Genomic DNA, 25,181 nt, shown 5'->3' on the forward strand with positions numbered 1-25,181 from the left:
ATTTCTACGGACCAGGAGTTTTACCTATGAAACGTATCTTTTCTGCCGGCCTGTCTGTGGCTCTGGCGTGTTCCCTGTGCCTGACTCCCGTCTCCGCCCTTACCGTCCAACAGGCCGGTGCTCTTCTGGAACAATTCTATGTGGACCAGATTCCCGACTCCGTTCTGGCCCAGGAGGATCTGGACTCCATGCTGGAGGCCCTGGGTGACCCCTACACCGTCTACATGACCAAGGAGGAGTACAGTGCCTTCCTGAACTCGGTCAACGGGGAAACTCTGGTGGGGATCGGCGTGTCCATTCAAAAGGAAGTCACGGAACACGGTTTTCTGATTCTGTCCATTCTCCCCGACTCCCCGGCGGAGCAGGCCGGACTGGAGGAGGGCGACTGCATCCAGTCCATTGACGGAGTGCCCGTCACCGCCTCGGAGCAGTCCTCTGCCCTGACCGGTCAGGAGGGCTCCCGGGTCACGCTGACCGTCCTCTCCGGCAAAACGGGTTCCACCCGGGAGCTGACCCTCACCCGCCGGAAGGTACAGGTGCCCATCGTCACCTACTCTCTGGTGGACGGGGTGGCCGTGATCGAGTGCATCAGCTTCGGTGACACCACCGCAGAAACCATCTCCCAGGCGCTGGCCCAATACGACAATCTGGACCGCCCCATTCTTCTGGACCTGCGCTCCAATCCCGGCGGCTCCACCAATGCCGCCGCAGACAGCGTTGGCAGCTTTATTGGCCGACACAATATCACCTATTTCCGGGACAGCGATGGGAAATACACTCAGGTCTACAGCAGCAGCGACTATGCTGACCGGACCGACCAGCCGCTCATCATCCTTACCGACGGCAATTCTGCCAGCGCTTCTGAGCTGTTTTCCGCCGCCATCCGGGACTACCGCGCCGGAATCGCTGTGGGCGGCCGCACCTATGGCAAGGGTATCGCCCAGATCGTGCTGGATGAGGAGTCTGCTCCCGGCCTTTTTGACGGGGACGCTCTGAAGATCACCTCCTACCGCTTTTTCTCTCCCGACGGTGCCACCAACGACACCATCGGCGTACTGCCCACCCTCATGATCTCCCAGGAGTATGCTCCAGCTGCGGCGCTGCTGCTCACGGCTGCGCAGCCCCAGAACAGCCAGGAATACTGGAAGCTGGAGCTTGCCGGCTGTACCTTCTACATCTCCGGCGAGCAGGCCGCCCAAGAGGAATACCGGGATGCCTTTGACCAGCTGCTGGAGGCCCTGCCTCCCTCCGCCCAGCTCAGCCAGGGTGACGGAGGCAGTCAGTGGACCGCCGTCACCCCCGCTCAGGCCGCTCAGGCTTCTGGGCTGAGCTACGACTGCCGCTGGGACTATACCGATCTGGATCAGTGCGACTATGCCAACGATGTGGCCACCCTGTCCGCCTATGGGCTGCTGGGCGGCTTCCCGGACGGCTCTTTCCGGCCGGAGCAGTCCATCACCCGGGGCGAATTTGCTGTTTTGCTGGCCTCTGCCCTGAATCTGCGTCAGAGCGGCTCGGCAGGCTTTACCGACGTCCCCTCCGACGCCTGGTACACCAAGGCGGTGGATGCCATGGTGGCCAAAGGATTTTTGGCCGGACGGAGCAGCACCAGCTTTGCTCCCCAGGACAGCCTCACCTATGAGGAGCTGGTCACTATTCTCTCGGCTGTCTCCTCCTGGGCCTGTATGGACGGCTACGCTATGGCCGACCAGCCCATTTTCTCCGGCCAGCAGGCTGCCTATGCCGGTCTGAGCGACTGGGCTCAGGCCCCCGCCTGGCGTCTGTCCGCTCTGGGGGTGGAGCTGGATCTCAGCGCTCCTCAGGCTCCCGCCACCCGGGACCAGGCCGCCCACCTGATCTGCCAATTTCTGCGGGCTTCCGGCCTGCTTTGGAATGTATAATTTTTATCGTTTTACAGTAGAAAGGACGAATTCACCATGACAAAAATCGACATTGTCTCCGGCTTTTTGGGCGCCGGCAAGACCACTCTCATCAAGAAGCTGCTGGACGAGGTGTTCCGCGGCGAGAAGATCGTGCTCATTGAGAACGAGTTTGGCCAGATCGGCATTGACGGCGGCTTTCTGAAGGACGCCGGAGTGGAGATCACCGAGATGAACTCCGGCTGCATCTGCTGCTCTCTGGTGGGTGACTTCGGCGCAGCCCTCAAGCAGGTTCTGGCCGACTACGCCCCCGACCGCATCGTCATCGAGCCCTCCGGCGTGGGCAAGCTGTCCGACGTCATTGCCGCTGTGGAGCGCGTCCAGGCCGAGGCCCCTGATCTGCACCTCAACAGCTTTGTCACCGTGGTGGACGCCACCAAGGCCAAGATCTATATGAAGAACTTCGGCGAGTTCTTCAACAACCAGGTGGAGCACGCCAGCGCCATTCTCCTCTCCCGTACTCAGAAGATGGACGAGGCCAAACTGAACACCGCCGTGAAGCTGCTGCGGGACAAAAACGCCAAGGCTGCCATCCTCACCACCCCCTGGGACCAGCTCACCGGTGCTCAGATCCTCTCCGCCATGGAGGGCGGCCACTCTCTGGCCCAGGAGCTGATGGAGGAGATCGCCCACCAGCATCACCACCATGAGCATGATGAGCACTGCGACTGCGGCTGCCATGATCACGACCACGAGCATCATCACCATGATCATGAGCAAGAGGACGAACATCACCACCATGACCACGACGAGCACTGCGACTGCGGCTGCCACGATCATGACCATGACCACCATCACCACGACCACGAGCATGACCACGACCACAGCTGCGACGAGGCTGCCTGTGACGCCTGCCTGGCCTGCGATATGGGCCATGAGCACCACCATCACCACCACGACCACGACGCCGACGAGGTGTTCACCTCCTGGGGCCGCGAGACGCCCCGGAAGTACAGCCGCGAAGATCTCCAGGACGCCCTGTCCGCCCTGGCCATGGGCGAGGATTATGGCGTGATCCTCCGTGCCAAGGGCATCCTGCCCTGCGACGACGGCCAGACCTGGCTGCACTTCGACCTGGTGCCCGGCGAGTTCCAGATCCGGGAGGGCGCTGCCGACTATACCGGCCGTCTGTGCGTCATCGGCTCCGATCTCAAGGAGGAGCAGCTGGAGAAGCTGTTCCTCCTGGCGTGAGGTGACGGAACATGCCTGATTCCCGAATTCCTCTCTATTTGATCACCGGCTTTCTGGACAGCGGCAAGACCACCCTGCTCATCGACACCCTGAATATGGACTACTTCAACGACGGCCAGCGCACCGTGCTCATCCGCTGTGAGGACGGCGAGGAGGAGTACGACCAGGAGAAGCTGTCCAAGCGCAACTGCCGTCTGGTGCCGGTGGAGGACCAGTCCCAGCTCACCCGCGACTTTCTGGACGAGGTGGAGCGGCGCTACCAGCCCGAGCGCGTCCTGCTGGAGTATAACGGCATGTGGCCCATCCAGATCCTCCGGGACCTGAAGCTGCCCCGGGAGTGGGGACTGTACCAGGCCATCCACGTCATCGACGCCACCACCTTTGAGATGTACCGCACCAACATGCAGTCCATGATCGTGGACCAGGTGTCCGAGGCAGACATGGTGCTCTTCAACCGCTGCACCCCGGACATGCCTCTGTCGGGCTGGAAGCGGTCCATCCGGGCGGTCAACCGCATGTGCGAGATCGTCTTTGAGGACGAGCGGGGCGAGGAGCTGGAGGTGGAGGACATCCTCCCCTACTCTCTGGACAGCGACCACCTGGAGCTGGAGGACGACGACTACGGCATCTGGTATATTGACATCCAGGACCACCCCGAGCGCTACGAGGGCAAGACCGTCACCTTCAAGGCCCAGGCCATGACCAGCATGAAGCTGCCCAAGGGCACCTTCATTCCCGGCCGCAACGCCATGACCTGCTGTGTGGACGACATCCGTTTCTTCGGTTTCCTGTGCAAATATGACCGCAGCCGCTCCCTGCGCAAAGGGGAGTGGGTCACCGTCACCGCTCAGATCCGCTGGGAGCACGCCGCCGTCTACGAGGGTGAGGGCGTGGTGCTCTATGCCCAGTCCGTGGAAAAGGCCGAGCCCCCCAAAGATCCCCTGGTTTATTTCCGTTAACTGCCATCCCCCGGTGAGGTATTTTGCCCTGCCGGGGGATTTTTCTGCCTCTTAGGCCACCTCAAGGTTGACACCACTCTCCGTCACGCACTATAATAAACCCAGAAACTTATCATACATTCCATCTGTTCGGAGCATTCCGTGGGGGCTTGGTGCCCTTTTGTTTCGGACCCTGCGGGACTGGCCCTCCAGTCCACTTTTTATGCAACGGAAGCCAATGCGTATGAAAGGAGCGATCTACTTGACCGCAGCAGAAAAAAAGCAACTGATGGCCACCGCCTGTAAGGTGCGCATGGGTGTTATTGAGGGAACCCACGCCGCCAAGGCCGGTCATCCCGGCGGCAGCCTGTCCGCCGCTGACCTGTTTACCTACCTGTACTTTAAAGAGATGAACGTGGATCCCAAGAACCCCAAGTGGGAGGACCGGGACCGCTTTGTCCTGTCCAAGGGTCACACTGCCCCCGGCCTGTACGCCGCCCTGGCGCTGCGGGGATTCTTCCCTGAGAGCGACCTGCTCACCCTGCGCCACATCGGCAGCCACCTCCAGGGCCACCCCAACATGAACGAGACCCCCGGCGTGGACATGTCCACCGGCTCTCTGGGCCAGGGTGTCTCCGCTGCCGCCGGCATGGCTCTGGCCGCCAAGTACCAGGGCAAGGACTGCCGGGTATACACCCTGCTGGGTGACGGCGAGATCCAGGAGGGCCAGGTTTGGGAGGCCTTTATGCTGGCCCACCACTACAAGCTGGACAACCTGTGCGTCATCATCGATAACAACGGCCTGCAGATCGACGGCAACATCGCCGACGTCATGAGCCCCTACCCCATCCCCGAGAAGCTGAAGGCCTTCGGTTTTGAAGTGGCTGAGATTGACGGCCACGACTTTGACCAGATGGAGACCGCCTTTGCCAAGGCCAAGGAGACCAAGGGCATGCCCTTCGCCATCGTGATGAAGACCACCAAGGGCAAGGGCGTCAGCTACATGGAGAACCAGGCTGGCTGGCACGGCAAGGCCCCCAATGACGAGGAATACGAGAAGGCCATGACGGAGCTGAAGGCTCAGCTGGCAGAAGTGGAGGCGATGTAAGATGGCAGACGTGAAAAAGATCGCAACCCGTGACAGCTACGGCAACGCTCTGAAGGAGCTGGGTGCCGAGCACGACAACCTGATCGTCTTTGACGCTGACCTGGCCGGCGCCACCAAGACCGCCACCTTCCAGAAGGCTTTCCCCGGCCGTCACTTTGACTGCGGCATCGCCGAGGGCAACATGATCGCTGTGGCCGCCGGTGCCTCCACCATGGGACTGGTGCCTTTCGCCTCCAGCTTTGCCATGTTCGCTGCCGGCCGCGCCTTTGAGCAGGTGCGCAACTCCATCGGCTATCCCCACCTGAACGTGAAGATCGGCGCCACCCACGGCGGCATCTCCGTGGGCGAAGACGGCGCGTCCCACCAGTGCTGTGAGGACTTCGCCCTCATGCGCTCCATCCCCGGCATGGTGGTCATGTCCCCCGCCGACGATGTGGAGGCCCGTGCCATGGTGAAGGCCGCCTACGAGTATGTGGGCCCTGTCTATATCCGCTTTGGCCGCGCCGCTGTCCCCGTGTTCCACGAGGAAGAGGGCTACACCTTTGAGATCGGCAAGGGCGAGGTGCTCCAGGACGGCACCGATGTGGCCATCATCGCCAACGGCCTGATGGTCGCCGAGGCCATTGAGGCGGGCAAGATCCTCGCCGAGGCCGGCATCTCCGCCCGGATCATCAACATGGCTACCATCAAGCCCCTGGACGAGGAACTGGTGCTGAAGGCCGCCAAGGAGTGCGGCAAGATCATCACCTGTGAGGAGCACAACATCCTCGGCGGCCTGGGTGAGGCTGTCTGTGGTGTTCTGGCCGAGAAGTGCCCCACCCCTGTGCGCCGAATCGGCGTCAACGACGAGTTTGGCCACTCCGGTCCCGCTGCCGCTCTGCTCAAGCAGTTCGGTCTCTCCGCGGAGCACATCGTGGAGGTCGCCAAGGACTTCTGCGGCAAGTAATTTATGTATAAAAAGTGCCCCAGGCAATAGCCTGGGGCACTTTTTTGCGTTATTTTGATGTTACTGAGCCAGGATCTCGTCCTTACGCTCCAGCAGCTCATCGGACATCAGCATCTTCTTGACCTCGTCAAAGCCCAGACGGGTGACGGTATCGGCAAAGCGCTCCTTGGGCTCGCCGTAGGCCTTGAAGAGCAGCATGCACTTCTCCACCATGTTCAGCACTTCTTCCTCGCTGGTGAAGATCACATCCAGGCAGCGGCCCATAGCGGTGCGCTTACCCCAGCGGCCGCCCAGATAGACCTGATAACCGGTGGTCTGGGCCTCAATGGCGTGGAAGGGGCACTTGCGGATGCAGCGGCCGCAGTGGTTGCAGGTGTTGGGGTCGATGGTAGCCTTGCCCTCCACGACCTTGGCCACGTGCATGGGGCACTCCTTCTCGCACATCTTACAGCCCTTACACAGTTCAGGGTGGATCAGGGGGATCCGCTGACCCACGATGCCCACGTCGTTCAGGTCGGGCTTGACGCAGTTGTTGGGACAGCCGCCCACGGCGATCTTGAACTTGTGGGGCAGTTTCACCTGATTGTAGCCCACAAAGAAACGCTCATGGATCTTTTGGGACAGAGCGTAGGTGTCAATGAGGCCGTACTGGCAGGTGGTACCCTTACAGGAGACCACCGGGCGCACCTTGGCGCCGGTACCGCCGGTCTCCAGACCGGCCTGCTCCTTCAGATACTGACGCAGGGGCTCGATGTTCTCAAAGGGAACACCCTGGATCTCCATGGTCAGGCGGGTGGTCATGGCGATCTCGCCGCTGCCGAACTTCTTGGCGGCCTCAGCTACCACCGCGCACTCCTCGGCTGTAATCTTTCCGTTGCGGGTGATGACCCGGCCATTAAAGCGGTCGGCAGTCCGCTTGTCCCACAAAAAGCCCAGGCCCTTGACCCGGGTGATCTCACTCTGAGGAATCTTGTTTTCACTCATAGATAATATAACCTCCCTGTTTTCCGTACCGCAATTTCATGCAGCACCGGGCATAAAATCTGCCGCATGTCCAAAGGACCCGGAAGGCTTCCCCACCTTCCTCTGCTGTACAGCCGATCCTGGACATTCTTTTACAGATACTAGCATACAGGAATCCCTTTCCCCTGTCAATCACCTGCTGCACACGATTCTCCCTCTATGTCCTGGGGAGAGAGCAGTTCAAACAGCTGCCGGTACCTCTGGGCGAAGACGCTGCCTTTGCGCCACAGGAAGGTGATATCATGGCTCTCCTGAAAATCCTCCAAGGGAATAGCCCGCAAAAGCCCCTGTCCCAGCTGAGGCTGAGCCGCAGCCTGATAGAGAAATCCCACCCCGCAGCCCAGCAGCAGCAGTTTTTTCAATACATTCATGTCGCTGACCTGAATGACACTGCGAAAATCCTCCACCGACCGGTTCTCCCGACTCAGCGCCCGGCGGATGATCTCCCGGTTGCCGGAACCCGGCTCCCGCACCACCAGAGTCTCCCCCAGAAGGTCGGAGAGCACTTTAGGCTCCCGCTCAAATTGATACTCTGCCCCGAACACCGCAAGATAGGGTTCCCGCCGGTAGAGAAGGGAATCGTAGTCGCTTTTACAGAAATAGCCCTCCACGATGGCAAAATCCAGCTCTCCCTGGTCCAGGGCGGCGCACAGACTTTCCGTATTAGACACCCGTATGGAGATGGGCGCGTCGGGATACAGCCGGTGGTACCGGGCCAGAGGCTCCGGGATCAGCGACATACCTACGGTAGGCGTCACGCCGAAAACCAGGCGGTGGGCTCCAGGTCCCGGATCGTGAAGGCGGCGGCGCAGCATCTGCTCATCATGCTTTACCGTCAGCGCCATGCTCCGCAGCAGCTCTCCTTCCCGGGTCAGGGAGAGGCGCTTGTTGGCATAGGTGAACAGCGGCGCCTCATACTGCTCCTCCAGCCAGCGGATATGCTGGGAGACGGCAGGCTGGGTGATGTTCAGCGCTTCGGCAGCCCGGGTATAGTTCATATATTGGCACACAGCCAGAAAAGTATCCATTCGAAAATCCAGCATGGGTATCCCTCCTGCTTTTATCATAACATAGATTTATATATAAATAAAGATAAACAATTTTTCATTATGGAAAAAGTATGTTATGATAAGGCCACCTCAGAAAAAGAGAGTACGAAAGGGGAAACAACTTGTTATGAAAACGAAAGAGAACCCGGCACGGATGCTGTGGCAGCTGTTTAAGGCCACCTTCCTGCTCAGCGCTTTCACCTTCGGCGGCGGCTTTGTCATCGTATCCCTGATGAAGAAGAAATTCGTGGAAGATCTTCAGTGGCTGGAGGAGGAGGAGATGCTGGACATCACCGCCATCGCCCAGTCCTCTCCCGGTCCTATTCCTATCAACGCCTCGGTGATCCTCGGGTACCGGATGTACGGAGTGATCGGGTCCCTGGTTGCCATTCTGGGCACCGCCCTCCCCCCCATGATCATCATCTCGGTCATCTCTGTTTTCTACACCCAGTTCCGCTCCAACCGCATTATCGCCATCGCTCTGCAGGTCATGCGAGCCGGTGTGGCGGCGGTCATCTTCGACGTGGTCATCAACCTGGCCAAGAACGTGATCGCCACCAAGCGTACCCTCTACATTATCCTCATGGCCACCGCTTTTGTGGGTAAGGTCATCCTGGACGTGGACGCCATGATCGTGATCCTGTGCTGCCTGGTAGTCGGCCTGGTGGATCTGGCCATGGAGCTGCGCAGCAATCGAAAGGTGGTGGCGTAAATGAACATCCTCACCCAGTTGTTCTTCGCCTTCATTCAGGTAGGCATGTTCAGTGTGGGCGGCGGCTACGCCGCCATCCCCCTCATCCAGAACCAGATCGTAGACATCCACGGCCTGATGACCCTGGCTGAGTTTACCGACCTCATCACCATCGCGGAGATGACCCCCGGTCCCATCTCCATCAACTCCGCCACCTTCGTAGGCATGCGCCTGGCAGGCATCCCCGGCGTGCTGCTGTGCACCCTGGGCTGCATCATCCCCTCCTTCTGCATCTGCCTGGCTCTGGCCCACTTCTACTACAAGTACCGCAGCTTCAGCGGCGTGCAGACCGTTCTGTCCGCCCTGCGCCCCGCGGTGGTCGCCCTTATCGCCTCCGCCGGACTGTCCATCCTGCTGCTGGGTGTGTTCCAGTCCGACCTGGCCCACGTGGCTCTCTCCAATTTCCGCTGGATCGAGGCCGTGATCTTTGCGGGCGCCCTGTTTATCCTGCGCAAGTTCCGCCCCAGCGCCATCGCCGTCATCTTCGGCTCTGGCGTGGTAGGCACCGCAGCCTATCTGCTGCTGGGCCTGGCGTGAGCCTCTCTCCTTTCCACCCGGAACGGGATCTCCCGTTCCGGGCATTTTTTCTTGTCTTTGACACCCCGCCCTGCTATCATGAAATCACCATCCAACAAGGAGGAGTTTTGTGGGTACCATCTTTGACTACCTGGACTGGCGGGGAGACATCCCCTTTGCCCAAGTTCCTTTGAATCCGGTGGACGCGCTGATTTTATCCACCCTGGCCTACGTCCATTTTCAGGACCTGGTCCCCCAGCGGCCCGGTCCCGGTGTGCCTCTGGCCCAGGCCGCCCAGGCTTTCCTCTCCCTTCCGGAATCTTCTACGGAGGATCGGGTACGGTGTGACAACGACCGCAAGCTCCTCCGTGCCCTGATAGACGCTCCCCGTTTTTCCGGGCTGACGCTCACCTTTCACCAGGATATCTTCTCTCCCCAGCGGGAGACTCAGTTTGCCGCACTGGCCATCCGGGTGAGCCAGTCAGAGACCTTTCTGGCCTTCCGGGGTACCGACTCCACTCTGGTAGGCTGGAAAGAGGACTTCAACATGAGCTTTCTGGACACTGTCCCAGCTCAGCAGGCTGCGCTGGACTACCTCACCGCCTGGGGCGCCCACAGCCCCGGTCCTGTTATTCTGGGCGGCCATTCCAAGGGCGGTAATCTGGCTGTCTACGCCGCCGCCCTGGCCTCCCCCACAGTACGGGACCGGGTCAAAGCGGTGTACAACAACGACGGCCCCGGATTTACCAAAAAGGTGCTCACTGCGCCCGGCTATCTGGAACTCATCCCCCGTATCCACTCCTTTGTTCCCCAGTCCTCGGTGGTGGGGATGCTGCTGGAGCATGAGGACCCCTACACCGTCATCAAGAGCCGCCAGCTTGGCATTTTCCAGCACGATCCCTACTCCTGGGAGGTGCAGGGCGGCGGCTTTGTGGTGGTGGATCAGGTGACGCAGGGCAGCCGAAAACTGGACCAGGCGGTAAAAACCTGGCTGGACGCCCTCACTCCAACGGACCGGGAAGTTTTCCTGGACGGCCTGTATCAGGCTCTGGCGGGCACACAAGCCCGCTCCCTGGATGACCTGGCCCAGCCCAAAAATCTGTACACCGTCTTTCAGGGCCTCACCCGCCTGGACGAGGGCACCCGCACCAGCATCGCCCGCACGCTGGGACTGCTGGCCAAATCCGCCGCAGGCGTGCTATTGGACGACGATTCCTGACGTTCTCTCTTTACATCCCCCTGAAACCTGCTATACTAAATGATTAGTGCAGCAGATTTTGGGGGTGTTTTTATGGTGGGCATGGGTACCATCGCCAACGTGCTGGCCATCGTGGTGGGCGGCTGCATCGGTCTGCTGGCCAAAGGCGGGCTGAAGCAGTCTGTTCAGGACAGCGTCATCCGCTCCCTGGGGCTGGCCACCCTGTTTATTGGCGCAGGCGGAGCCCTGTGCGGGATGCTGGTAATTTCCGACGGGGGACTGTCCACCGTCAGCACCCGGGACACTCTGTTTATGATCCTCTCTCTGGCACTGGGTACTTTGGTCGGCGAATTTTGTGATTTTGACGGCAAGATGGAGCGGCTGGGCGTGTGGCTGAAAGCCCGGGCCGACCGCAAGGGAGGCGACAACCAGTTTGTCCAGGGTTTTGTTACCGCCTCTCTGGTGGTATGCATCGGTGCCATGGCCATTGTGGGCTCTATCCAGGACGGCCTGTCCGGCGACCCCTCCACCCTGTACACCAAGTCCATTCTGGACTTTCTCATTGTGATGATTTTTGCCTCTACCTACGGCAAGGGGGCCATCTTCTCCGCTCTGCCGGTGGGAGTGCTCCAGGGAACGGTCACTCTGTGCGCCGGGCTCCTCTCCCCCGTGTTCAGCCAGCCCGTTATCGACAATCTGTCCTTCCTGGGCAGCATGCTCATCTTCTGTGTGGGCGTCAACCTGTGCTTCGGCACCAAGTTCAAGGTGGCCAATATGCTGCCCGCTCTGGTCTTTGGTGCGGTGTTTACCGCCGCCGGACCGCTTCTCCCCTTTTAATTTCCTTTGCCCCGAGCTGAGATCATCGGCCGGGGCAAATTTTTTCGTGGGATTTCCCGTCAATCCGCGTATATACCAATAGAAACAACAACCAGGAGGTGAGGACATGGACCTATGGGCATGGATGGAGCGTCTGGGCCAGGACGACCACGAGGCTCTGGAGCATCTGCTGGCCCACTACGACGGCATGCTGCGCTACATCATCAGCGGCATGCTCTCCGATCCTCAGGACCAGGAGGACTGCCTGGCCCAGGTCCGCGCCAAGCTGTGGGAGGGCCGTCACCAGTATGACCGGGAGAAGGCCAGCCCCACCACCTGGCTCACTGCCCTGTGCCGCAACACCGCCTACGACCACCTCCGTGCCCAGCACCGCCGCGGATTTCTGGAAGAGCTGGACCCCCGCCGTCCCGATCCCACACCCGGACCGGAGGAGAAGGTGCTTCAAAAGGAGCGGATCCAGCGTCTGCAGGAGGCACTGGACAAGCTGTCCGCCCGGGACCGCGCCCTCTTCTACCGCAAGTACTACTATCTCCAGTCCACCGCCCGCATCGCCGCCGAGCTGGGCACCACGGAGCGAGCCGTGGAGGGGAAGCTCTACCGCATCCGCAAACGCCTGCAAACCTTGTTAGGAGGTGACGCCACATGAAGCCGGATGAATTTGACCTCCAGCTGATGGACGAGATGTCCCAACTCCCTCCCCCTGCTCCGGAGGTGCACGACTATACCCCCTGGCAGGCCTCCATCCGTAAGATCATCTGGGGCATAGTGCTGATCACCTTTCGCTTTGAATTCTTCTCCCTCCAGTACCTGTTGCCCCTGCTGGGAGCCACCCTCCTCTATCTGGGCTACCGTTCCCTGCGGAAAAGCGACCCTTGGTTTACTCTGTGCTGGGGCCTGTCTGCCTTTCTGCTGGTTATCCACATAGCCTATGACATTCTGACAGCCACCCCAATCATGGCACAAGTCACGCAAAATACAGTCCTCAACAACTCCCTGACAGCCCTGATGGTGGTTGCCAACGCGGTGATTCTCTTCGCCCTGCGTGCCGGTATCCGCCGCCGCTTCGTCTCGATCACGGGAGAAAAGCCTAAGGACTGGCTGGGCCGGGGACTGGTCGCCTACCTTCTGTCTCTGGCCATTGCCCTGTGGTCCACCCTGGCGCCTGCCACAGAACCCAGTCTTTTCTTCGGTCAGACCATTACCGACCCCCTTCTCCACTATGGCCGAGGTATTACCGTCATCGTGCTCCAGATCTACTTGCTGGTCTGTATCTTCCGCCAAAGTGAGTCCCTGGTCGGCCAGGGCTATGACATCGTACCCGCGCCGGTGCGGGTGCCGGGCAAGCGCTTCGTGCTGGGCGTTTTTCTTCTGGTGCTGCTGGCCAGCCTCCCCGCCCTATGGCTGAGCAGCCGTCTGCCCACCGGAGAGGCCCGGGAAGTCACCGCCTCCCTGGCCGGGGAACAGACTGCGGTGCGGGACCATCTGATAGAGCTGGGCCTGCCCCAGGAACTGGCCGACACTCTGGACGAGGCAGAGCTTACCCGCTGCAAGGACGCCTACGCCGTGGAGACCGGGTCCTGGAGCGACCTGAATCTCACCGATAACATAGTCCCCCAGACCGAAGGAAATGATCTTCTTGTCCAGTTGGACGACGCCCAGGCCCGCTTCTCCGTGTGGCTGGTCTTTCTCCCCCAGGGGCAGGTGCGTTGGTACTCCTTCTTCCGGTACAACACCCTGCCCTCCCTGCGGCTCCAGGAACAGTTCTCCCTGGATGTGTCGGGCAACGATGCTCACGACGACTACACCGCCGCCCTGTTCTGGCAGGAAGGGGAGACTGCCTACCTCTCCCATCCCCAGGTACAGCTGGCCGGCGGACAGACCGCAGAGGAACTCAACGAGGCGCAGCAGTGGTGGTATGAGGAAGAGCTGGAGCGGCTGGGACACCTCCACTACTCCCCTTACTTCTCCTTCTCCATCCCCCAAAAGGCTACCACGCTAGGCGGCTATCTGGCCTATACCGCAGATGCCAGCGAACACTTAGAGCGAGGAAACGACTATCCTTACTACGACTTCACCCATCTCTTTCTCCGCCGCCAGACCTCTTTACTCCACTACCCCTTCCGCTCCATCGACGACCTGGGAGGTTTGGGCTCTTTGGGCGCTTACGGCCCCATCCGCTCCGCCTACGGAACCTTTGACTACTCCGCTCCCTTCCCACAATGATCGAAAATCCCGCCGGAACTCCCGGCGGGATTTTTTTGCCCTCTGCTGGTGTACGGGGACAACGTAATTGAGAAACACGGGATAAACCGGGACAGGACGGGAGACCGCGAGAAAACCCGCTATTTGTGCGGGAAACAGGGCATTTTCACCCGGGACAGGGCATTGATCCGGCCCGGCTTTATCAGACAACTTGAGACGAGGGCGTCGACGCGGTCGGCGTCCTTTTTTCACGCCCTGGGGAGCCCTGGAAGGCCCCACAACGGCGGCGGCGCGGCTGGGACATATTGACCAGTAACGGGGCGAAACCCTTGAAACAAGGGCATTTGAGGGCAAAAAGAGGGCCGCTCGGCCCGTCCCGGAAGTCACAGCAGCAGACAAAGAGGACGGGCTTCGCGGCCCATGGTCACAGTATAGCAGAGACGGCCCCGGAAGGCAAGCGGGCGAGCCGTGCAAACGGGGCGTTAAACCGTGCAAAAATTAACGGCTGGGGTCAAAAACAGGGGTTCGGCGGCTCGGATCGGCGGCGCGGAGGCGTTACGAGCTGTTATTCCAGGCGTTACGACGACGGCGGCGATCGGGCCCAGGCACGGCAAAACCCGCCCTTTTCAAAGTGACATTTTGAGCGAAATCGTGTCACCCTGTCACTTTGCCAGAAATACCGGGGTTTCCGGGCGTTCTGGGCGGTTTATCCATGCTCGGGCAAAGTGACAGCATTTTGATTTAGTTTTTAATCATAGCAGGGCAAAAAATTAGGCGGTTCCGTCGCGGGCCTCACGGCTCCCAGCGGGGCCGCTTTTTTCGTCCTCGCTCCCGTCGAAATATGTCGAGTAAATAGATTCTTCTTTCTCCTCGACTTCCCTCTTGTATTTGAAATGCACCAGCTCAAAAACCTCCTCGCGGTGCGCCGGAGGGAGGAGTCGAAACATGGCGAGGAGGTCGGTCTCCATTTGGGACAGGGGGACACCGTCACACGTCAAAGGGGACTCGTTACTCCGAGCGCTTGCTTCTTCCCCTGTGAGCAGCCAATCCAGAGATCGACGAAGGGCTCTCCCCAGGGCGACAAGCGAGGAGACCGAGGGAGTGTTTCGATCGTTCTCAATATCGCTTATATTGCCGGTAGAAAGGCCCGTTTGTTCGTGCAGTTGCTTCATTGTTAGACCGAGTTCTTGACGCGCAGCGCGAACCCGTTTTCCGATAGTTTCCATAAGTACCTCCGTTCGGATAATCGAGTTTTTTACTCGGATAGCCGAATAAATCCTTGACTTACTCGGACTTCCGAGTTATACTTTTTGTAGATTAAAAATTTAAGCAAATCAAGCATAGCACACCACCCACCAAAAGGAAAGACCAAAGGAGGCGGCGGTAGAGTAAAAGCGAGCGGCGAGGGCCTTCACCCCCTTTACACGCTCAATTTATTCAAGGCGTCCACGTCATCGGGACGGCGGATCGAGATATGAGAACGGAACCCAGGAGGCCCGACTTCGGCGGCAAGGCAGAAGACAAGGCCCGGCTCCCCAGCAGGGGAGACGAACTCGGCGCGGCAGCTCTCCCCCTCGCAAGAGGCGGAGACGAGCTCCCACCGGATGTAGGTATTCGCTCTAAGGACTTCGGAAACAAGGCCCTTGAGGGAGGTGCGACTCCCCAGGGTCTCGGCGAGGATATTCTTTTTCATAATAGGCGACCCTCGCCGCCCGCTTTCGCTCTACCGCAACCCCCCGGGGCCGGAGGTTTTGGCGAACCTCCGCCTCGGGACGTGAACACCGCAAAGCGGCATCAATCAAAGCCTCGGGGATCGGTGGCACGCCCCCGAAGCGGCTCATTTTCTTGCGAATGGAAATCCCTCTCATTGTTTGCGGCTCTCGCCGCCCGCTTTTACTCTACCACATGCCACGTCAAAACGCAAAGGAGGCCGACCATGAGGAACGGCAGGAAGCCGACCAGGAAGCAGAAGATCAGGCTCGGGCGAGCGGGCCTCTCGCCGGAGAACTGGCTCGTCGTGAAGCAGAAGCAGAACGGGGAGCTCATCCTCCTCCACAAGCACACAAACACGATCCGGGTCGTCCCCGCGCTGGGACAGTGACCCCCACACAGAAAGGAAGGAACAGCAGCATGAGAAAGATGAAGAAGATCAACGGCTACCTCGTCGTCAAGTTCAACGCCCGGGAGCTCCGGGAGTATGAGGGCACGGCCCTCGGCGAGTATGGCGTCATCGACGCCGAGCTCTACACCGGCATCCTGGACATCGACCGGGGCGCGATGGAGTACGACAACGCGGGCAGCATGGAGGAGGCCGTGGAGCTGGCCCGGGGCCTCGAGTCGGAGCTCGACGCCGAGGAGCCCGAGGTCAAGGTCACGATCGTCAAGGAGACCGACGAGACCACCGAGGAGGAAGAAGTCGACGCGCAGCAGATGATCGCCGGATGGGAGAACGTCCTCCGGGGGCAGGTCGCGAGCGCCCACTATAAGGACGTGGACGAGCGCACGGCAGCGCATGAGCTTTACGGCTACAAGGTCGCCCTCCGCGACCTGGGCCTTCTGGATCGGGAAGACTGCTACGTCCTCCCGGACACCTTCGGGGAGGCCCCGGGGCCGCTCCCCAAGAAGCCGGAGGAGCTCCTCGCCTATGTGTGCGACGAGCTTTGTCGGCACCGCCGCCCGGAGATGCCGCAAGAGGAGCTCGACGCGGTTTGTGAGAAGTGCTCCCTCGAGCGGCTGGCGAACGAGGCCGACGGGCGAGATCTCCGGGCTCGGGAGAAAGCCCTCGGGGCGCTCTATGGGCTCGTCGACCGTATCCGAGACCGAGAGAGCAGCGTCGAGGCCGACCGGGTCGGCGCAGAGGCCCGGGCCTATGAGGCGCTCCGGCAGAAGCGGGCGGCGGGAGAACCCCGCGCCCCTATGCGGGCCCGGCCTGGGCAGGAGGCGGCGTTCTGGAAGGCGGAAGCCGACCTCGCGGCGCTGGATCTTATTCTCAAATTGCTTGAGAGAGAGGCCCGGCTCGAACGGCTCCTCGCGGGCGGTCGGCGGCTCGCCCGGGCCCGGCGCTTCGCGGCGGACTATCTGGCGACGCTGCTCGCCTCCATGGCGGCGGTGGGGCTGGGTTTCCTGGCGGCGGCTGGATTCTGGATCGCCGCCGACTGGGTAGGCCCGCCGGGCCTCCTGCTGGCCCTGCTGGCCGTGGGAGCGCTGGCCGTGACCGCATGGAGGAACCGGAAGTAAATCCAAGAACCACTACACAGGAAGGAGGACAGCGGTGAAAAGCAACGGTAAACTTTGCCCCCTGGGGAAGCTCGTCGTCAAGGCGCTCACCGACCAGGACAAGACGAAGACGCAGCTCGCCGCCGAGATCGGCACGTCGCCGCAGTATCTAAGCTACATTCTCTACGGCGTCCGGTCGGGCGAGAAGTACCTCACGGCGATCATCGCGGCCCTCAACCTCGACCCCCGGAAGGTCGAGAAGGTAACGGCAGCGTAACACCAGGAAGGGAGGGACAGGAGTGCCGGACGTATTCATCGGGCTCAAGGAGGCCGCAGCCTTCGAGGGTATCAGCTACGACACCATTAAAAAGCGGGTTCAGAGAAACCCCCAGCAGTACAAGACCAAAATGCAGCCCCAGGAGAACGGCGGCAAGGAGCAGGTGCTCGTCTCCGTCGACTCCCTCACAGCCAAGGGCCGAAAGGCGTGGCGGGCGGCACAGAAGATAGACGGGAGGGATGTCGTCATAGAGAAGCGAACAGAGTCCGCGCCCTGGTATGTGGGCGTCGACCTCAACCACTACACCGAGCAGCACAAGAAGGCGTTCTACGAGGCCGTCGAGCTGGCGGCGAGGGTGCAAGACTTCATCGACTACGACGGCCCCGACCGCACGGCCTACGCCGAGCGGTACGCGCTGGGCCTGGGAGTGAGTCTCCCGACCCTCTACCGCTACGTCGACAACATCCTCAAGGCGAACGCCTGGGCCCTCAAGATGGAGAAGGAGGACGGCCAGAGCCGGGACTATTTCCGGGCGCTGTCCTTGTGTCGGAAGCCGAAGGCGACCGCCACCTTCCCGAGCCTCACGGACGAGCAAAAGGCGCTCATTCAAAATATATGGTTCGACCGGCGCTTCGCGTCCAACCTGGGCACGATCGAAATGCTCTACGAGAAGTTCGAGGAGGTCGCCGAGGGCCGGGGCTGGGAGAACTACCCCAGCATCAAGACGGTCGCCCGGTACATCAAGCACCTCATGGACAGCCGGGGCGGAGAGTCGGCCCGCTAACCTAACCCACAAGAGGGCAAAAAGCACGGGAGGGGCGGCTATTCGTCGCTCCTCTCGTATGCTTTGAGCCCGCCCTCTTGCGTGTGCCGCTCCCGTGCTTCTGGGGGGCGGTTGACGCAAGCGAGCAGGCTCGGAAATGCTTCTAAGATTGGCCCGTTTTTTCTCAAGTATGCTGTCCTAATTTCTCAAAAAACTTGTCGCGCTACAGCTGGAAAAGCAGTCACAGTTTTGATACAATGGAGAAAACGCGAAGAAAGAGGGAATGTGTATGCGTACCATCCAAGCCGCCGCCATCACGGAAGCGGTGGCTCGCCTGTGCATCCAGGCCAACACCTACCTGCCCGCCGATATCGTCGCCGCTCTGGACCGGCAGCGCAAGGCGGAGCCCTGGCCCCTGGCTAAGGAGACCCTGGGCCTGCTGTGGGACAACATGAAGCTGGCCGAGGAGACCCACATGCCCGTCTGCCAGGACACCGGCATGGCCTGCGTATTTGTGGAACTGGGCCAGGATGTGCACATTGAGGGCGACTTTGAGGCCGCCATTCACGAGGGCGTGCGCCAGGGCTACGGCGAAGGGTATCTCCGCAAGTCCATTGTGGGCGATCCCCTGCGCCGGGTAAACACCGAGGACAACACCCCCGCCGCCATCACCGTGCGCCTGGTCCCTGGAGACCGGTGTACTCTCACTGTGGCTCCCAAGGGCTTCGGCAGCGAGAATATGAGCCGTCTCGGGATGCTCAAGCCCGCCGACGGCGTGGAGGGCGTAAAGAACTTTGTCATCGAGACCGTACGTCTGGCCGGCTCCAACCCCTGCCCCCCCATCGTGCTGGGCATCGGCATCGGCGGCAGCTTTGACAAGGTGGCCTATTTGGCCAAGCACGCCCTGCTGCGTCCCATCGACCAGCCCAATCCCGACCCCTACTATGCCCAGCTGGAGAACGAGCTGCTGGAGGCCGTCAACGCTCTGGGCGTCGGTCCTCAGGGCTTCGGCGGGCAGACCACCTGCCTGGGGCTGTCCATTGAGACCGCGCCCACCCATGTGGCCGGACTGCCGGTGGCCGTCAATGTGAGCTGCCATGTGACCCGCCGGGCCACGGAAGAGCTGTAAAGGAGGTCCATGTCATGCAATATAAACTGACCACTCCCGTCACCCGGGAGGATCTGGCTCCCCTGCGGGCCGGAGATACGGTTCTGCTCTCTGGGGTGGTGTACACCGCCCGGGACGCCGCTCACAAGCGGCTCATGGAGCGGCTGGACGCCGGGGAGCCCCTGCCCTTCCCTCTGGAGGGCAGTGCCATCTATTACGTAGGTCCTACTCCTGAGAAGCCCGGGCAGGTCATCGGCTCCGCCGGTCCCACCACCAGCGGACGGATGGACGCCTACTCCCCCCGCCTGCTGGACCTGGGCCAGTCCATTATGATCGGCAAGGGCAAGCGCAACCAGGCGGTCAAAGACGCAGTGGTGCGCAACGGTGCGGTGTACCTGGCTGCCCTGGGCGGCGCGGGCGCACTCATGGCGGGGAGCGTCAAAGAACTGGAGGTCATCTGCTGGGAGGATCTGGGCTGTGAGGCCGTCCGCCGTTTGGAGGTAAAGGACTTCCCCCTTACGGTAATTCTGGATTCCCAGGGCGGCGACCTGTACGAGAGCGGCCCGGCTGCCTATCTGGCTTCTCTTGAGAAAAAGGAGGGGTAAAGGATGTTCACCTGCGCCCAATGTGCCATCGAGGCCTGCCGCTCCGGACAGCTGGACAAGATGCCCAAGAACTGTCCTATGCAGGATCCGGCCTTTTTTGAGCAGCTTTTAGAGGAATACTTTAAGCCGGAGAACCACGATTTCTTTGTCACCAGCGCCGTCATCGAAGCGGCGGGCTACTGCCGCTGGCCCCGTCTGCGGGAGACGGTGGAGTTTGCCAAGCGGATGGGCTACACCAAGCTGGGCCTGGCCTTCTGCGCGGGACTTCATAAGGAGGCCGCCATTGTGGACCGCATCTTAAGACAGAACGGCTTCGAGGTCTCCTCGGTGATCTGCAAGACCGGCTCCATCCCCAAGGACCGTGCCGGAGTACCGGCTGAGTACCGGGTACGCCCGGGCACCTATGAGGTGATGTGCAACCCCATCGCCCAGGCGGAGCTGCTCAACAAGGAGGGCACCCAGTTCAACATCTGCCTGGGCCTGTGTGTAGGCCACGACTCCCTCTTTTATAAATACTCCAAAGCCCTGGTCACCACCCTGGTGGCCAAGGACCGGGCCACAGGCAATAACCCCGCCGCCGCCATCTACTGCGCCGACGGATATTTCAAATCCCGGCTGGATCTCAACAACCCTTAATTCTTTTCATTTTTTAAGACCGGAGCAGTCGCTCCGGTCTTTTTTCTTCTTGACCGGGGCACTCCACCGTGGTATGATCATTCTGTCTCAAATAAGACAGTTTGGAGGTGTCCCCTGTGACGGAGCTTACCGCGGCCGAGCGTTCCCTGCTGAGCCGCTGCCCCCTGCTTCTGGGCGGGGATGAGGCACTGGTGCTGCGCGTTGCCGGGTCGGAAGATGCCTGGGTCCAGGATTTTTCCGCTGGTGAGGTACTCTACCAGCCACACCGTTTTCTCCGCTGTCTGGGGGTACTGCTCTCCGGGCAGGTCAGGGTGACCAATGGTGCGCTGTCAGTCAGCACCCTGGAGGCTGGAGAACTCTTCGGAGCCGCCGCTCTCTATAACGACGCCCCCGACTACGCCACTACTCTCACTGCTCACACCCCCTGCCGGGCCATCTTCTTTCCCCAGGCCACGGTGGACCGTCTGCTGGGGGAAGAACCTCTGCTGCGCCGCAACTACCTGCGCTATCTCTCCGGCCGCATCCGGTTTCTCTCCGGGCGGCTCCAGTCGGTGACCCAGTCGGGATCGGAAGGCAAGCTGGCCCGCTATCTGCTGGCCAATGCCGTGGACGGTCCGGTCAACATCTCTGCCACCGATCTTGCCCGGCAGCTGGGACTCAGCCGCGCTTCCCTCTACCGGGCCTTTGACGCACTGGAACAGGCGGATCTCATCCGCCGCTCAGGGAAGACCATTGAAGTTCCCAGCCTCCCCGCCCTCCAGTCCGTCCTGTAACCTTGTAGTTTCAAAACGAAAGGAAGATATTATGAAACGCAAACTCTCTCTGCTCCTGTGCGCTGCACTCACCCTGTCCCTTCTGGCAGGCTGCGGTCCTAAAAATACCGGCAACGGCTCCGCTTCCGGTTCGGACAGCACCTCCCAGTCCACCAGTCAGAACACCGAGGACCGCACCCAGGTAGACTTCATGGTCCTCTCCGGCCCCACCGGTGTGGGTGCGGCCAAGCTGCTCTCTGACAACGACGCGGGTACCACCCTCAACGACTACAATGCCGAGGTGGTCACCGAGAATGGCCAGATCCAGACCGCTCTCACCTCCGGCGAGGTGGACATCGCCGCCATCGCCACCAATGTGGCCGCCAATCTTGCCGCACAAAGCGACGGCTCCATCCAGATGCTGGCGGTGAACACCCTGGGTGTGCTGTATATCCTGGACAAGAATGTAGGCGTCACCTCCCTGGCCGACCTGTCCGGCAAGACCATCTACGCCACCGGTAAGGGCGCCAATCCTGAGTACATTCTCAACTATCTGCTCACCCAGAACGGCGTGGACCCCGCCACGGACGTGACCATTGAGTGGCTCACCGCCGAAGAGGTTTCCGCCAAAATGATCTCCTCCGACAGCGCCGTGTGTATGCTCCCCGTTCCCGCTGCCACCGCTCTGATGGCCAAGGACTCCGCGATCAAGCAGGCCATCTCCCTGTCCGACGCCTGGGACGAGCTGGGCAACGGTTCCCTGGCCATGGGCTGCGTGGTGGCCCGCACCGAGTTTATCGAGGAGAATCCTCAGGCTGTGGCCGACTTCCTCACCGAGTATGAGGCCTCCATCAACTACATGAAGGACGAGGCCAATGTGGATACTGCCAGTGAACTGGTGGCCCAGTATAAGATCACTCCCTCCGCTGCCATCGCCGCTGCGGCCATTCCCCAGTGCAACCTCACCTTTGCCTCCGGTCAGGAGATGAAGGACCTGGTGGAGGGCTACTTCTCCGTTCTGTTCCAGGCCAATCCCGCCTCCATCGGCGGCGGAATGCCCTACGACAGCTTCTACTATGGCGTGGCGTAAATTTCTGACTTATCTGCTGCCCCCGGCCTTTTGGCTGGGGGTTTGGCAGTTGGCGGCCTTTTTTGCCCAGAAGCAGAAGCTGGGCATCTTCCTTCCCACCCCTTGGACCGTAGTCCAGACTCTGGCTGCTCTTTGCGTCACCGGCGAATTTTGGTGTACCATTGCCCTGTCTCTGGGCCGCATCCTGGCCGGCATGGTGCTGGGCACTCTGCTGGGCGCTCTGCTGGCCGCCCTCACTTGTGCCTGCTCTTGGGCCGACCTTCTCTTCTCCCCTGTGATCCGCATGATCCGGGCCGTCCCGGTGGTATCCTTCATCCTCTTGGTCATGCTGGCGGTGTACCGCTCTACGGTCCCCATGGTCATCGTCACCCTGATGGTGCTGCCGGTAGTGTGGAGTAACGTGAAGCAGGGCATTGGCCAAGCAGACCGGCAGCTATTGGAGCTGGGGAGAGCCTACCGCTTCTCTCGCTGGAAGAAGGTCAAGCTCATCTACCTCCCCTCCATCCAGCCCTATTTTCTCTCCGCCGTTACCACAGGCATGGGCCTTGCCTGGAAGTCCGGGGTGGCTGCCGAGGTGCTGTGTACCCCTCGCCAAGCCATCGGCACCGAGGTCTACAACGCCAAATTCTATCTGGAGATCCCCACGCTCTTCGCCTGGACGGCGGTGGTGGTGGCCCTGAGCCTGACCATGGAGTGGCTCCTGGCTGCCGCTGTGCGGCGCTGGAAAGGAGGTGCGTCCCATGCAGGTCACTGATTTGACCCTCTCTTTTGGGGAAAAGCAGGTGCTGGACCGCTTCTCCCTAAAAATTCCCCAGGGAGTGACGGCCCTTTCCGGCCCCTCTGGCTGTGGAAAGACCACCCTCCTGCGGGTCATTGCCGGACTGGAACATCCCCAGAGCGGCCAGGTGGAGGGAATCACCCCCGCCGAGACCGCCTTTCTCTTTCAGGAGGACCGGCTTTTCCCCTGGCGCACGGTGGAGCAGCACCTCACCGACATACTGCCCCGCAGCCGCTGGGATGAGGTCCCCCGCTGGATTGCCCTGGCGGAGCTGGAGGGGGAGGAACACCGCCGCCCCGCTGCTCTCTCCGGCGGAATGCGCCGCCGGCTGGCTCTGGTGCGCTGTCTGGCTCTGGGTGGAAAACTCTACCTGTTGGACGAGCCCTTTACCGGCATCGATCCGGAACGCACAAAGCGGCTGATGACCTTTCTGCGGGAGCTGGGCACACCGGTTCTGCTGTCCAGCCACGAGACTCAGGTACTTTCCCTGGCCGACCAGGTGGTGCAGCTGGACGGACATCCTTTGCATATTTTGTAGAGTTTTCTCCTATTTTTCCCATTTTTCGTCCTTTTTTGCATTTTAAAGATCTCTTGCTTGCATCTCTCCTCAAAAACCGCTATAATGTGGAGTATCTTTAGCCCTTTACACGGGCACAGCGGATGTGTGTGTTCCGCTGAAACACGAGAGCGAGGGATCACAATGCTTGCACAAATCGAAGCCATCAACAGTGCGGTAAACGGCGTGGTCTGGGGTCCTATCATGCTGGTTTTATTGGTTGGCACCGGCATCTACCTCACCTTCCGCACCCGGGGGCTGCAGGCCCGGCGCTTTGGGTTCATCCTGCGCAACACCATTGGCACCCTGTTTTCCAAGGATAAGAAAAAGAGCGGCAGCCAGCATAACCTCACCCCCTTCCAGGCGGTATCTACCGCTCTGGCCGGCACGGTGGGTACCGGCAACATTGCCGGCGTCACCGGCGCTATCTTTGTCGGCGGTCCCGGCGCGGTGTTCTGGATGTGGGTTTCCGCCTTCTTTGGCATGATGACCAAGTACGCTGAGATCGTGCTGTCCGTGAAATACCGTCAGGTAGACGAGAAGGGCGCCCACTACGGCGGCCCCATGTACTACATTGAGAAGGGCGCAGGCCAGAAGTGGCTGGCCATCCTCTTCGCCCTGCTGGGCGGTATCGCCTGCTTCGGCATCGGCAACATTGCCCAGTCCACCGAGATCGCCGGCGCAGTGCAGTCCCTCACTGGATTGGATCCCCTGTATACCGGCATCATCCTGGCCATCCTCACCGCCATCGTCGTCATCGGCGGGGTCAAGCGCATCGGCCAGGTTGCCTCCTATCTGGTGCCCTTTATGGCCATGTTCTACATCGTGGCCGGTCTGGCCATTATCGTCCTGCGCATCACCGACGTGCCCGCCGCTCTGGCCTCTATCTTCACTCAGGCCTTCAGCCTGGAGCCCCGTGAGATCGGCGGCGGTGTGGCCGGCTACACGATTATGATCTCCATGCAGCAGGGCGTGGCCCGGGGCGTGTTCTCCAACGAGGCCGGCCTTGGTTCCGCTCCCATGGCCCACGCCGCCTCCGACACCCAGGAGCCGGTAGAGCAGGGCATGTGGGGCGTATTCGAGGTATTTGTGGACACCATCGTGATTTGTACCCTTACCTCCATGGCCATCCTCCTCTCCGGCGTTCTGGAGTATGACCTCAGCTCCTTCGCCTCCAACGGCGCGGCGGCAGCGGCGGCCTTCAACGCCATTCTCCCCGGCACCATCGGCGGCACAGTCCTGCAAATTAGCCTCTTGTTCTTCGCCCTGTCCACCATTCTTGGCTGGAGCTACTACGGCGATCGCTGCTGGGGTTACCTGAGCAACAACAACAAGGTGGTCAACGTCATCTTCAAAATCGCTTTTGTCCTTATGTGCGTGGTGGGCTCTGTGGGCTCCGGCACCCTCATGTGGAACATCTCCGACACCCTCAACGGTATGATGGCCATCCCCAACCTGGTGGGCCTGCTGCTCCTGTCCGGCACGGTCATTCGCCTGACCCGGGAGTATTTTGACAAGAAGTGAGTGAAGTTCCCCATTGACATTTGGAAACCGCCTCTTTATAATGTTATTTTGTAAAAGCATTGCGGAAGAGGAGTAGCCTGCCCAGGCGGCACAGCGAGGAGACGGTCGGTGCGAGTCTCCCCCCAAAGCAGGTGAAGGTGGCTTCCAAGCTCCGTCCCCCAAGTCGCAGTAAGGGAC

27 protein-coding genes and 1 other annotated feature (1 of these 28 running past the window's edge) are annotated in these 25,181 nt (G+C 60.7%); of the genes, 23 read left to right on the plus strand and 4 right to left on the minus strand.

Annotated features, from left to right (window positions below; genetic code table 11):
- Positions 1–26: 26 nt before the first annotated feature.
- From ACEVJL_RS03050 to ACEVJL_RS03070, 5 genes are all read left to right on the plus strand, one after another.
- Positions 27–1,901 (plus strand): S41 family peptidase, encoded by a 1,875-nt coding sequence (locus tag ACEVJL_RS03050; protein WP_374736812.1) that lies wholly within the window; start codon positions 27–29, stop codon positions 1,899–1,901.
- Positions 1,902–1,937: 36 nt separating this feature from the next.
- Entirely contained in the window at positions 1,938–3,131 is a 1,194-nt protein-coding gene (locus tag ACEVJL_RS03055) for a CobW family GTP-binding protein (protein WP_374736813.1), read from the plus strand.
- An 11-nt stretch (positions 3,132–3,142) separates the two neighbouring features.
- A complete protein-coding gene (locus ACEVJL_RS03060; RefSeq protein ID WP_235396869.1) occupies positions 3,143–4,090 on the plus strand; it encodes a TIGR03943 family putative permease subunit in 948 nt (315 codons plus the stop codon).
- A 223-nt stretch (positions 4,091–4,313) separates the two neighbouring features.
- A complete protein-coding gene (locus ACEVJL_RS03065; protein WP_374736814.1) occupies positions 4,314–5,177 on the plus strand; it encodes a transketolase in 864 nt (287 codons plus the stop codon).
- A gap of 1 nt (position 5,178) precedes the next feature.
- Entirely contained in the window at positions 5,179–6,123 is a 945-nt protein-coding gene (locus tag ACEVJL_RS03070) for a transketolase family protein (protein ID WP_008981090.1), read from the plus strand.
- A 60-nt stretch (positions 6,124–6,183) separates the two neighbouring features.
- On the opposite strand, the gene ACEVJL_RS03075 is transcribed toward ACEVJL_RS03070, so the two are convergent.
- Both ACEVJL_RS03075 and ACEVJL_RS03080 read right to left on the minus strand, forming a co-directional pair.
- The gene (locus tag ACEVJL_RS03075) at positions 6,184–7,107 is read right to left on the minus strand and encodes a 4Fe-4S binding protein (protein WP_374736815.1); all 924 of its coding nucleotides are present in this window, start codon (positions 7,105–7,107) and stop codon (positions 6,184–6,186) included.
- 167 nt (positions 7,108–7,274) lie between these two features.
- Positions 7,275–8,189 carry a LysR family transcriptional regulator gene (locus tag ACEVJL_RS03080; protein ID WP_374736816.1) on the minus strand — a complete coding sequence of 305 codons (915 nt, stop codon included), beginning with the start codon at positions 8,187–8,189 and terminating at the stop codon, positions 7,275–7,277.
- 133 nt (positions 8,190–8,322) lie between these two features.
- Here ACEVJL_RS03080 and ACEVJL_RS03085 point away from each other — a divergent pair, with 133 nt between their 5' ends.
- The 6 genes from ACEVJL_RS03085 to ACEVJL_RS03110 all read left to right on the plus strand — a co-directional run bounded on the left by ACEVJL_RS03085 (position 8,323) and on the right by ACEVJL_RS03110 (position 13,720).
- Positions 8,323–8,907, plus strand: coding sequence for a chromate transporter (locus ACEVJL_RS03085; protein WP_374736818.1), 585 nt, complete (start codon positions 8,323–8,325; stop codon positions 8,905–8,907).
- Positions 8,908–9,483, plus strand: a complete 576-nt coding sequence (locus ACEVJL_RS03090) for a chromate transporter (RefSeq protein ID WP_110440326.1) — start codon at positions 8,908–8,910, stop codon at positions 9,481–9,483.
- Between the two features lie 109 nt (positions 9,484–9,592).
- Positions 9,593–10,681, plus strand: a complete 1,089-nt coding sequence (locus ACEVJL_RS03095) for a DUF2974 domain-containing protein (protein ID WP_374736819.1) — start codon at positions 9,593–9,595, stop codon at positions 10,679–10,681.
- Positions 10,682–10,753: 72 nt separating this feature from the next.
- Positions 10,754–11,497, plus strand: coding sequence for a DUF554 domain-containing protein (locus tag ACEVJL_RS03100; RefSeq protein WP_302667349.1), 744 nt, complete (start codon positions 10,754–10,756; stop codon positions 11,495–11,497).
- 106 nt (positions 11,498–11,603) lie between these two features.
- Entirely contained in the window at positions 11,604–12,143 is a 540-nt protein-coding gene (locus ACEVJL_RS03105) for an RNA polymerase sigma factor (protein ID WP_235396879.1), read from the plus strand.
- Entirely contained in the window at positions 12,140–13,720 is a 1,581-nt protein-coding gene (locus tag ACEVJL_RS03110) for a hypothetical protein (RefSeq protein ID WP_374736821.1), read from the plus strand. Before ACEVJL_RS03105 ends, ACEVJL_RS03110 begins: the two co-directional genes overlap by 4 nt.
- 749 nt (positions 13,721–14,469) lie before the next feature.
- Here the strand turns inward: ACEVJL_RS03110 and ACEVJL_RS03115 are convergent.
- Together ACEVJL_RS03115 and ACEVJL_RS03120 are read right to left on the minus strand one after the other, a co-directional pair.
- On the minus strand, positions 14,470–14,925 hold the full coding sequence (locus ACEVJL_RS03115) for a helix-turn-helix domain-containing protein (RefSeq protein WP_374736822.1): 456 nt from the start codon (positions 14,923–14,925) through the stop codon (positions 14,470–14,472).
- Between the two features lie 194 nt (positions 14,926–15,119).
- Positions 15,120–15,392, minus strand: coding sequence for a hypothetical protein (locus ACEVJL_RS03120; RefSeq protein WP_156113797.1), 273 nt, complete (start codon positions 15,390–15,392; stop codon positions 15,120–15,122).
- Positions 15,393–15,635: 243 nt separating this feature from the next.
- On the opposite strand from ACEVJL_RS03120, the gene ACEVJL_RS03125 reads away from it, so the two are divergent.
- From ACEVJL_RS03125 to ACEVJL_RS03180, 12 genes are all read left to right on the plus strand, one after another.
- On the plus strand, positions 15,636–15,800 hold the full coding sequence (locus ACEVJL_RS03125; RefSeq protein ID WP_374736823.1) for a DUF6906 family protein: 165 nt from the start codon (positions 15,636–15,638) through the stop codon (positions 15,798–15,800).
- A 29-nt stretch (positions 15,801–15,829) separates the two neighbouring features.
- On the plus strand, positions 15,830–16,936 hold the full coding sequence (locus ACEVJL_RS03130) for a hypothetical protein (RefSeq protein WP_374736824.1): 1,107 nt from the start codon (positions 15,830–15,832) through the stop codon (positions 16,934–16,936).
- Between the two features lie 34 nt (positions 16,937–16,970).
- Positions 16,971–17,192, plus strand: a complete 222-nt coding sequence (locus ACEVJL_RS03135; protein WP_374736825.1) for a helix-turn-helix domain-containing protein — start codon at positions 16,971–16,973, stop codon at positions 17,190–17,192.
- Between the two features lie 22 nt (positions 17,193–17,214).
- Positions 17,215–17,976, plus strand: a complete 762-nt coding sequence (locus ACEVJL_RS03140) for a hypothetical protein (protein WP_374736826.1) — start codon at positions 17,215–17,217, stop codon at positions 17,974–17,976.
- A 268-nt stretch (positions 17,977–18,244) separates the two neighbouring features.
- A complete protein-coding gene (locus tag ACEVJL_RS03145; RefSeq protein ID WP_235396883.1) occupies positions 18,245–19,084 on the plus strand; it encodes a fumarate hydratase in 840 nt (279 codons plus the stop codon).
- A 14-nt stretch (positions 19,085–19,098) separates the two neighbouring features.
- The gene (locus ACEVJL_RS03150; RefSeq protein ID WP_374736827.1) at positions 19,099–19,668 is read left to right on the plus strand and encodes a Fe-S-containing hydro-lyase; all 570 of its coding nucleotides are present in this window, start codon (positions 19,099–19,101) and stop codon (positions 19,666–19,668) included.
- Between the two features lie 3 nt (positions 19,669–19,671).
- Complete coding sequence (locus ACEVJL_RS03155) at positions 19,672–20,304, plus strand: DUF1847 domain-containing protein (protein ID WP_008981102.1); 633 nt, start codon at positions 19,672–19,674, stop codon at positions 20,302–20,304.
- Positions 20,305–20,420: 116 nt separating this feature from the next.
- On the plus strand, positions 20,421–21,077 hold the full coding sequence (locus ACEVJL_RS03160; RefSeq protein ID WP_302667353.1) for a Crp/Fnr family transcriptional regulator: 657 nt from the start codon (positions 20,421–20,423) through the stop codon (positions 21,075–21,077).
- 31 nt (positions 21,078–21,108) lie between these two features.
- Positions 21,109–22,146, plus strand: coding sequence for an ABC transporter substrate-binding protein (locus ACEVJL_RS03165; RefSeq protein ID WP_374736828.1), 1,038 nt, complete (start codon positions 21,109–21,111; stop codon positions 22,144–22,146).
- The gene (locus ACEVJL_RS03170) at positions 22,133–22,900 is read left to right on the plus strand and encodes an ABC transporter permease (protein WP_008981105.1); all 768 of its coding nucleotides are present in this window, start codon (positions 22,133–22,135) and stop codon (positions 22,898–22,900) included. Before ACEVJL_RS03165 ends, ACEVJL_RS03170 begins: the two co-directional genes overlap by 14 nt.
- A complete protein-coding gene (locus ACEVJL_RS03175) occupies positions 22,887–23,462 on the plus strand; it encodes an ATP-binding cassette domain-containing protein (protein WP_374736829.1) in 576 nt (191 codons plus the stop codon). The genes ACEVJL_RS03170 and ACEVJL_RS03175 overlap by 14 nt, the downstream gene beginning before the upstream one ends.
- 162 nt (positions 23,463–23,624) lie before the next feature.
- Positions 23,625–25,004 carry an alanine/glycine:cation symporter family protein gene (locus tag ACEVJL_RS03180; protein WP_374736830.1) on the plus strand — a complete coding sequence of 460 codons (1,380 nt, stop codon included), beginning with the start codon at positions 23,625–23,627 and terminating at the stop codon, positions 25,002–25,004.
- A gap of 50 nt (positions 25,005–25,054) precedes the next feature.
- Positions 25,055–25,181 (plus strand) — a binding site (T-box leader); it runs 84 nt beyond the window's last position.

The organism is Flintibacter porci, assembly GCF_041925195.1.
GTDB classification, from domain to species: Bacteria; Bacillota; Clostridia; order Oscillospirales; family Oscillospiraceae; genus Lawsonibacter; species Lawsonibacter porci.

What these genes read in the sequence shown, in the direction of transcription:
- ACEVJL_RS03165 (WP_374736828.1), top strand. Translation starts at nt 21,109, where the DNA reads ATGAAACGCAAACTCTCTCTGCTCCTGTGCGCTGCACTCACCCTGTCC.
- ACEVJL_RS03085 (WP_374736818.1), top strand. Translation starts at nt 8,323, where the DNA reads ATGAAAACGAAAGAGAACCCGGCACGGATGCTGTGGCAGCTGTTTAAG.
- ACEVJL_RS03175 (WP_374736829.1), top strand. Translation starts at nt 22,887, where the DNA reads ATGCAGGTCACTGATTTGACCCTCTCTTTTGGGGAAAAGCAGGTGCTG.
- ACEVJL_RS03180 (WP_374736830.1), top strand. Translation starts at nt 23,625, where the DNA reads ATGCTTGCACAAATCGAAGCCATCAACAGTGCGGTAAACGGCGTGGTC.
- ACEVJL_RS03115 (WP_374736822.1), bottom strand. Translation starts at nt 14,925, where the DNA reads ATGGAAACTATCGGAAAACGGGTTCGCGCTGCGCGTCAAGAACTCGGT.
- ACEVJL_RS03070 (WP_008981090.1), top strand. Translation starts at nt 5,179, where the DNA reads ATGGCAGACGTGAAAAAGATCGCAACCCGTGACAGCTACGGCAACGCT.
- ACEVJL_RS03155 (WP_008981102.1), top strand. Translation starts at nt 19,672, where the DNA reads ATGTTCACCTGCGCCCAATGTGCCATCGAGGCCTGCCGCTCCGGACAG.
- ACEVJL_RS03075 (WP_374736815.1), bottom strand. Translation starts at nt 7,107, where the DNA reads ATGAGTGAAAACAAGATTCCTCAGAGTGAGATCACCCGGGTCAAGGGC.
- ACEVJL_RS03100 (WP_302667349.1), top strand. Translation starts at nt 10,754, where the DNA reads ATGGTGGGCATGGGTACCATCGCCAACGTGCTGGCCATCGTGGTGGGC.
- ACEVJL_RS03080 (WP_374736816.1), bottom strand. Translation starts at nt 8,189, where the DNA reads ATGCTGGATTTTCGAATGGATACTTTTCTGGCTGTGTGCCAATATATG.
- ACEVJL_RS03090 (WP_110440326.1), top strand. Translation starts at nt 8,908, where the DNA reads ATGAACATCCTCACCCAGTTGTTCTTCGCCTTCATTCAGGTAGGCATG.
- ACEVJL_RS03170 (WP_008981105.1), top strand. Translation starts at nt 22,133, where the DNA reads ATGGCGTGGCGTAAATTTCTGACTTATCTGCTGCCCCCGGCCTTTTGG.
- ACEVJL_RS03120 (WP_156113797.1), bottom strand. Translation starts at nt 15,392, where the DNA reads ATGAAAAAGAATATCCTCGCCGAGACCCTGGGGAGTCGCACCTCCCTC.
- ACEVJL_RS03130 (WP_374736824.1), top strand. Translation starts at nt 15,830, where the DNA reads ATGAGAAAGATGAAGAAGATCAACGGCTACCTCGTCGTCAAGTTCAAC.
- ACEVJL_RS03060 (WP_235396869.1), top strand. Translation starts at nt 3,143, where the DNA reads ATGCCTGATTCCCGAATTCCTCTCTATTTGATCACCGGCTTTCTGGAC.
- ACEVJL_RS03150 (WP_374736827.1), top strand. Translation starts at nt 19,099, where the DNA reads ATGCAATATAAACTGACCACTCCCGTCACCCGGGAGGATCTGGCTCCC.
- ACEVJL_RS03105 (WP_235396879.1), top strand. Translation starts at nt 11,604, where the DNA reads ATGGACCTATGGGCATGGATGGAGCGTCTGGGCCAGGACGACCACGAG.
- ACEVJL_RS03125 (WP_374736823.1), top strand. Translation starts at nt 15,636, where the DNA reads ATGAGGAACGGCAGGAAGCCGACCAGGAAGCAGAAGATCAGGCTCGGG.
- ACEVJL_RS03050 (WP_374736812.1), top strand. Translation starts at nt 27, where the DNA reads ATGAAACGTATCTTTTCTGCCGGCCTGTCTGTGGCTCTGGCGTGTTCC.
- ACEVJL_RS03055 (WP_374736813.1), top strand. Translation starts at nt 1,938, where the DNA reads ATGACAAAAATCGACATTGTCTCCGGCTTTTTGGGCGCCGGCAAGACC.
- ACEVJL_RS03110 (WP_374736821.1), top strand. Translation starts at nt 12,140, where the DNA reads ATGAAGCCGGATGAATTTGACCTCCAGCTGATGGACGAGATGTCCCAA.
- ACEVJL_RS03065 (WP_374736814.1), top strand. Translation starts at nt 4,314, where the DNA reads ATGAAAGGAGCGATCTACTTGACCGCAGCAGAAAAAAAGCAACTGATG.
- ACEVJL_RS03145 (WP_235396883.1), top strand. Translation starts at nt 18,245, where the DNA reads ATGCGTACCATCCAAGCCGCCGCCATCACGGAAGCGGTGGCTCGCCTG.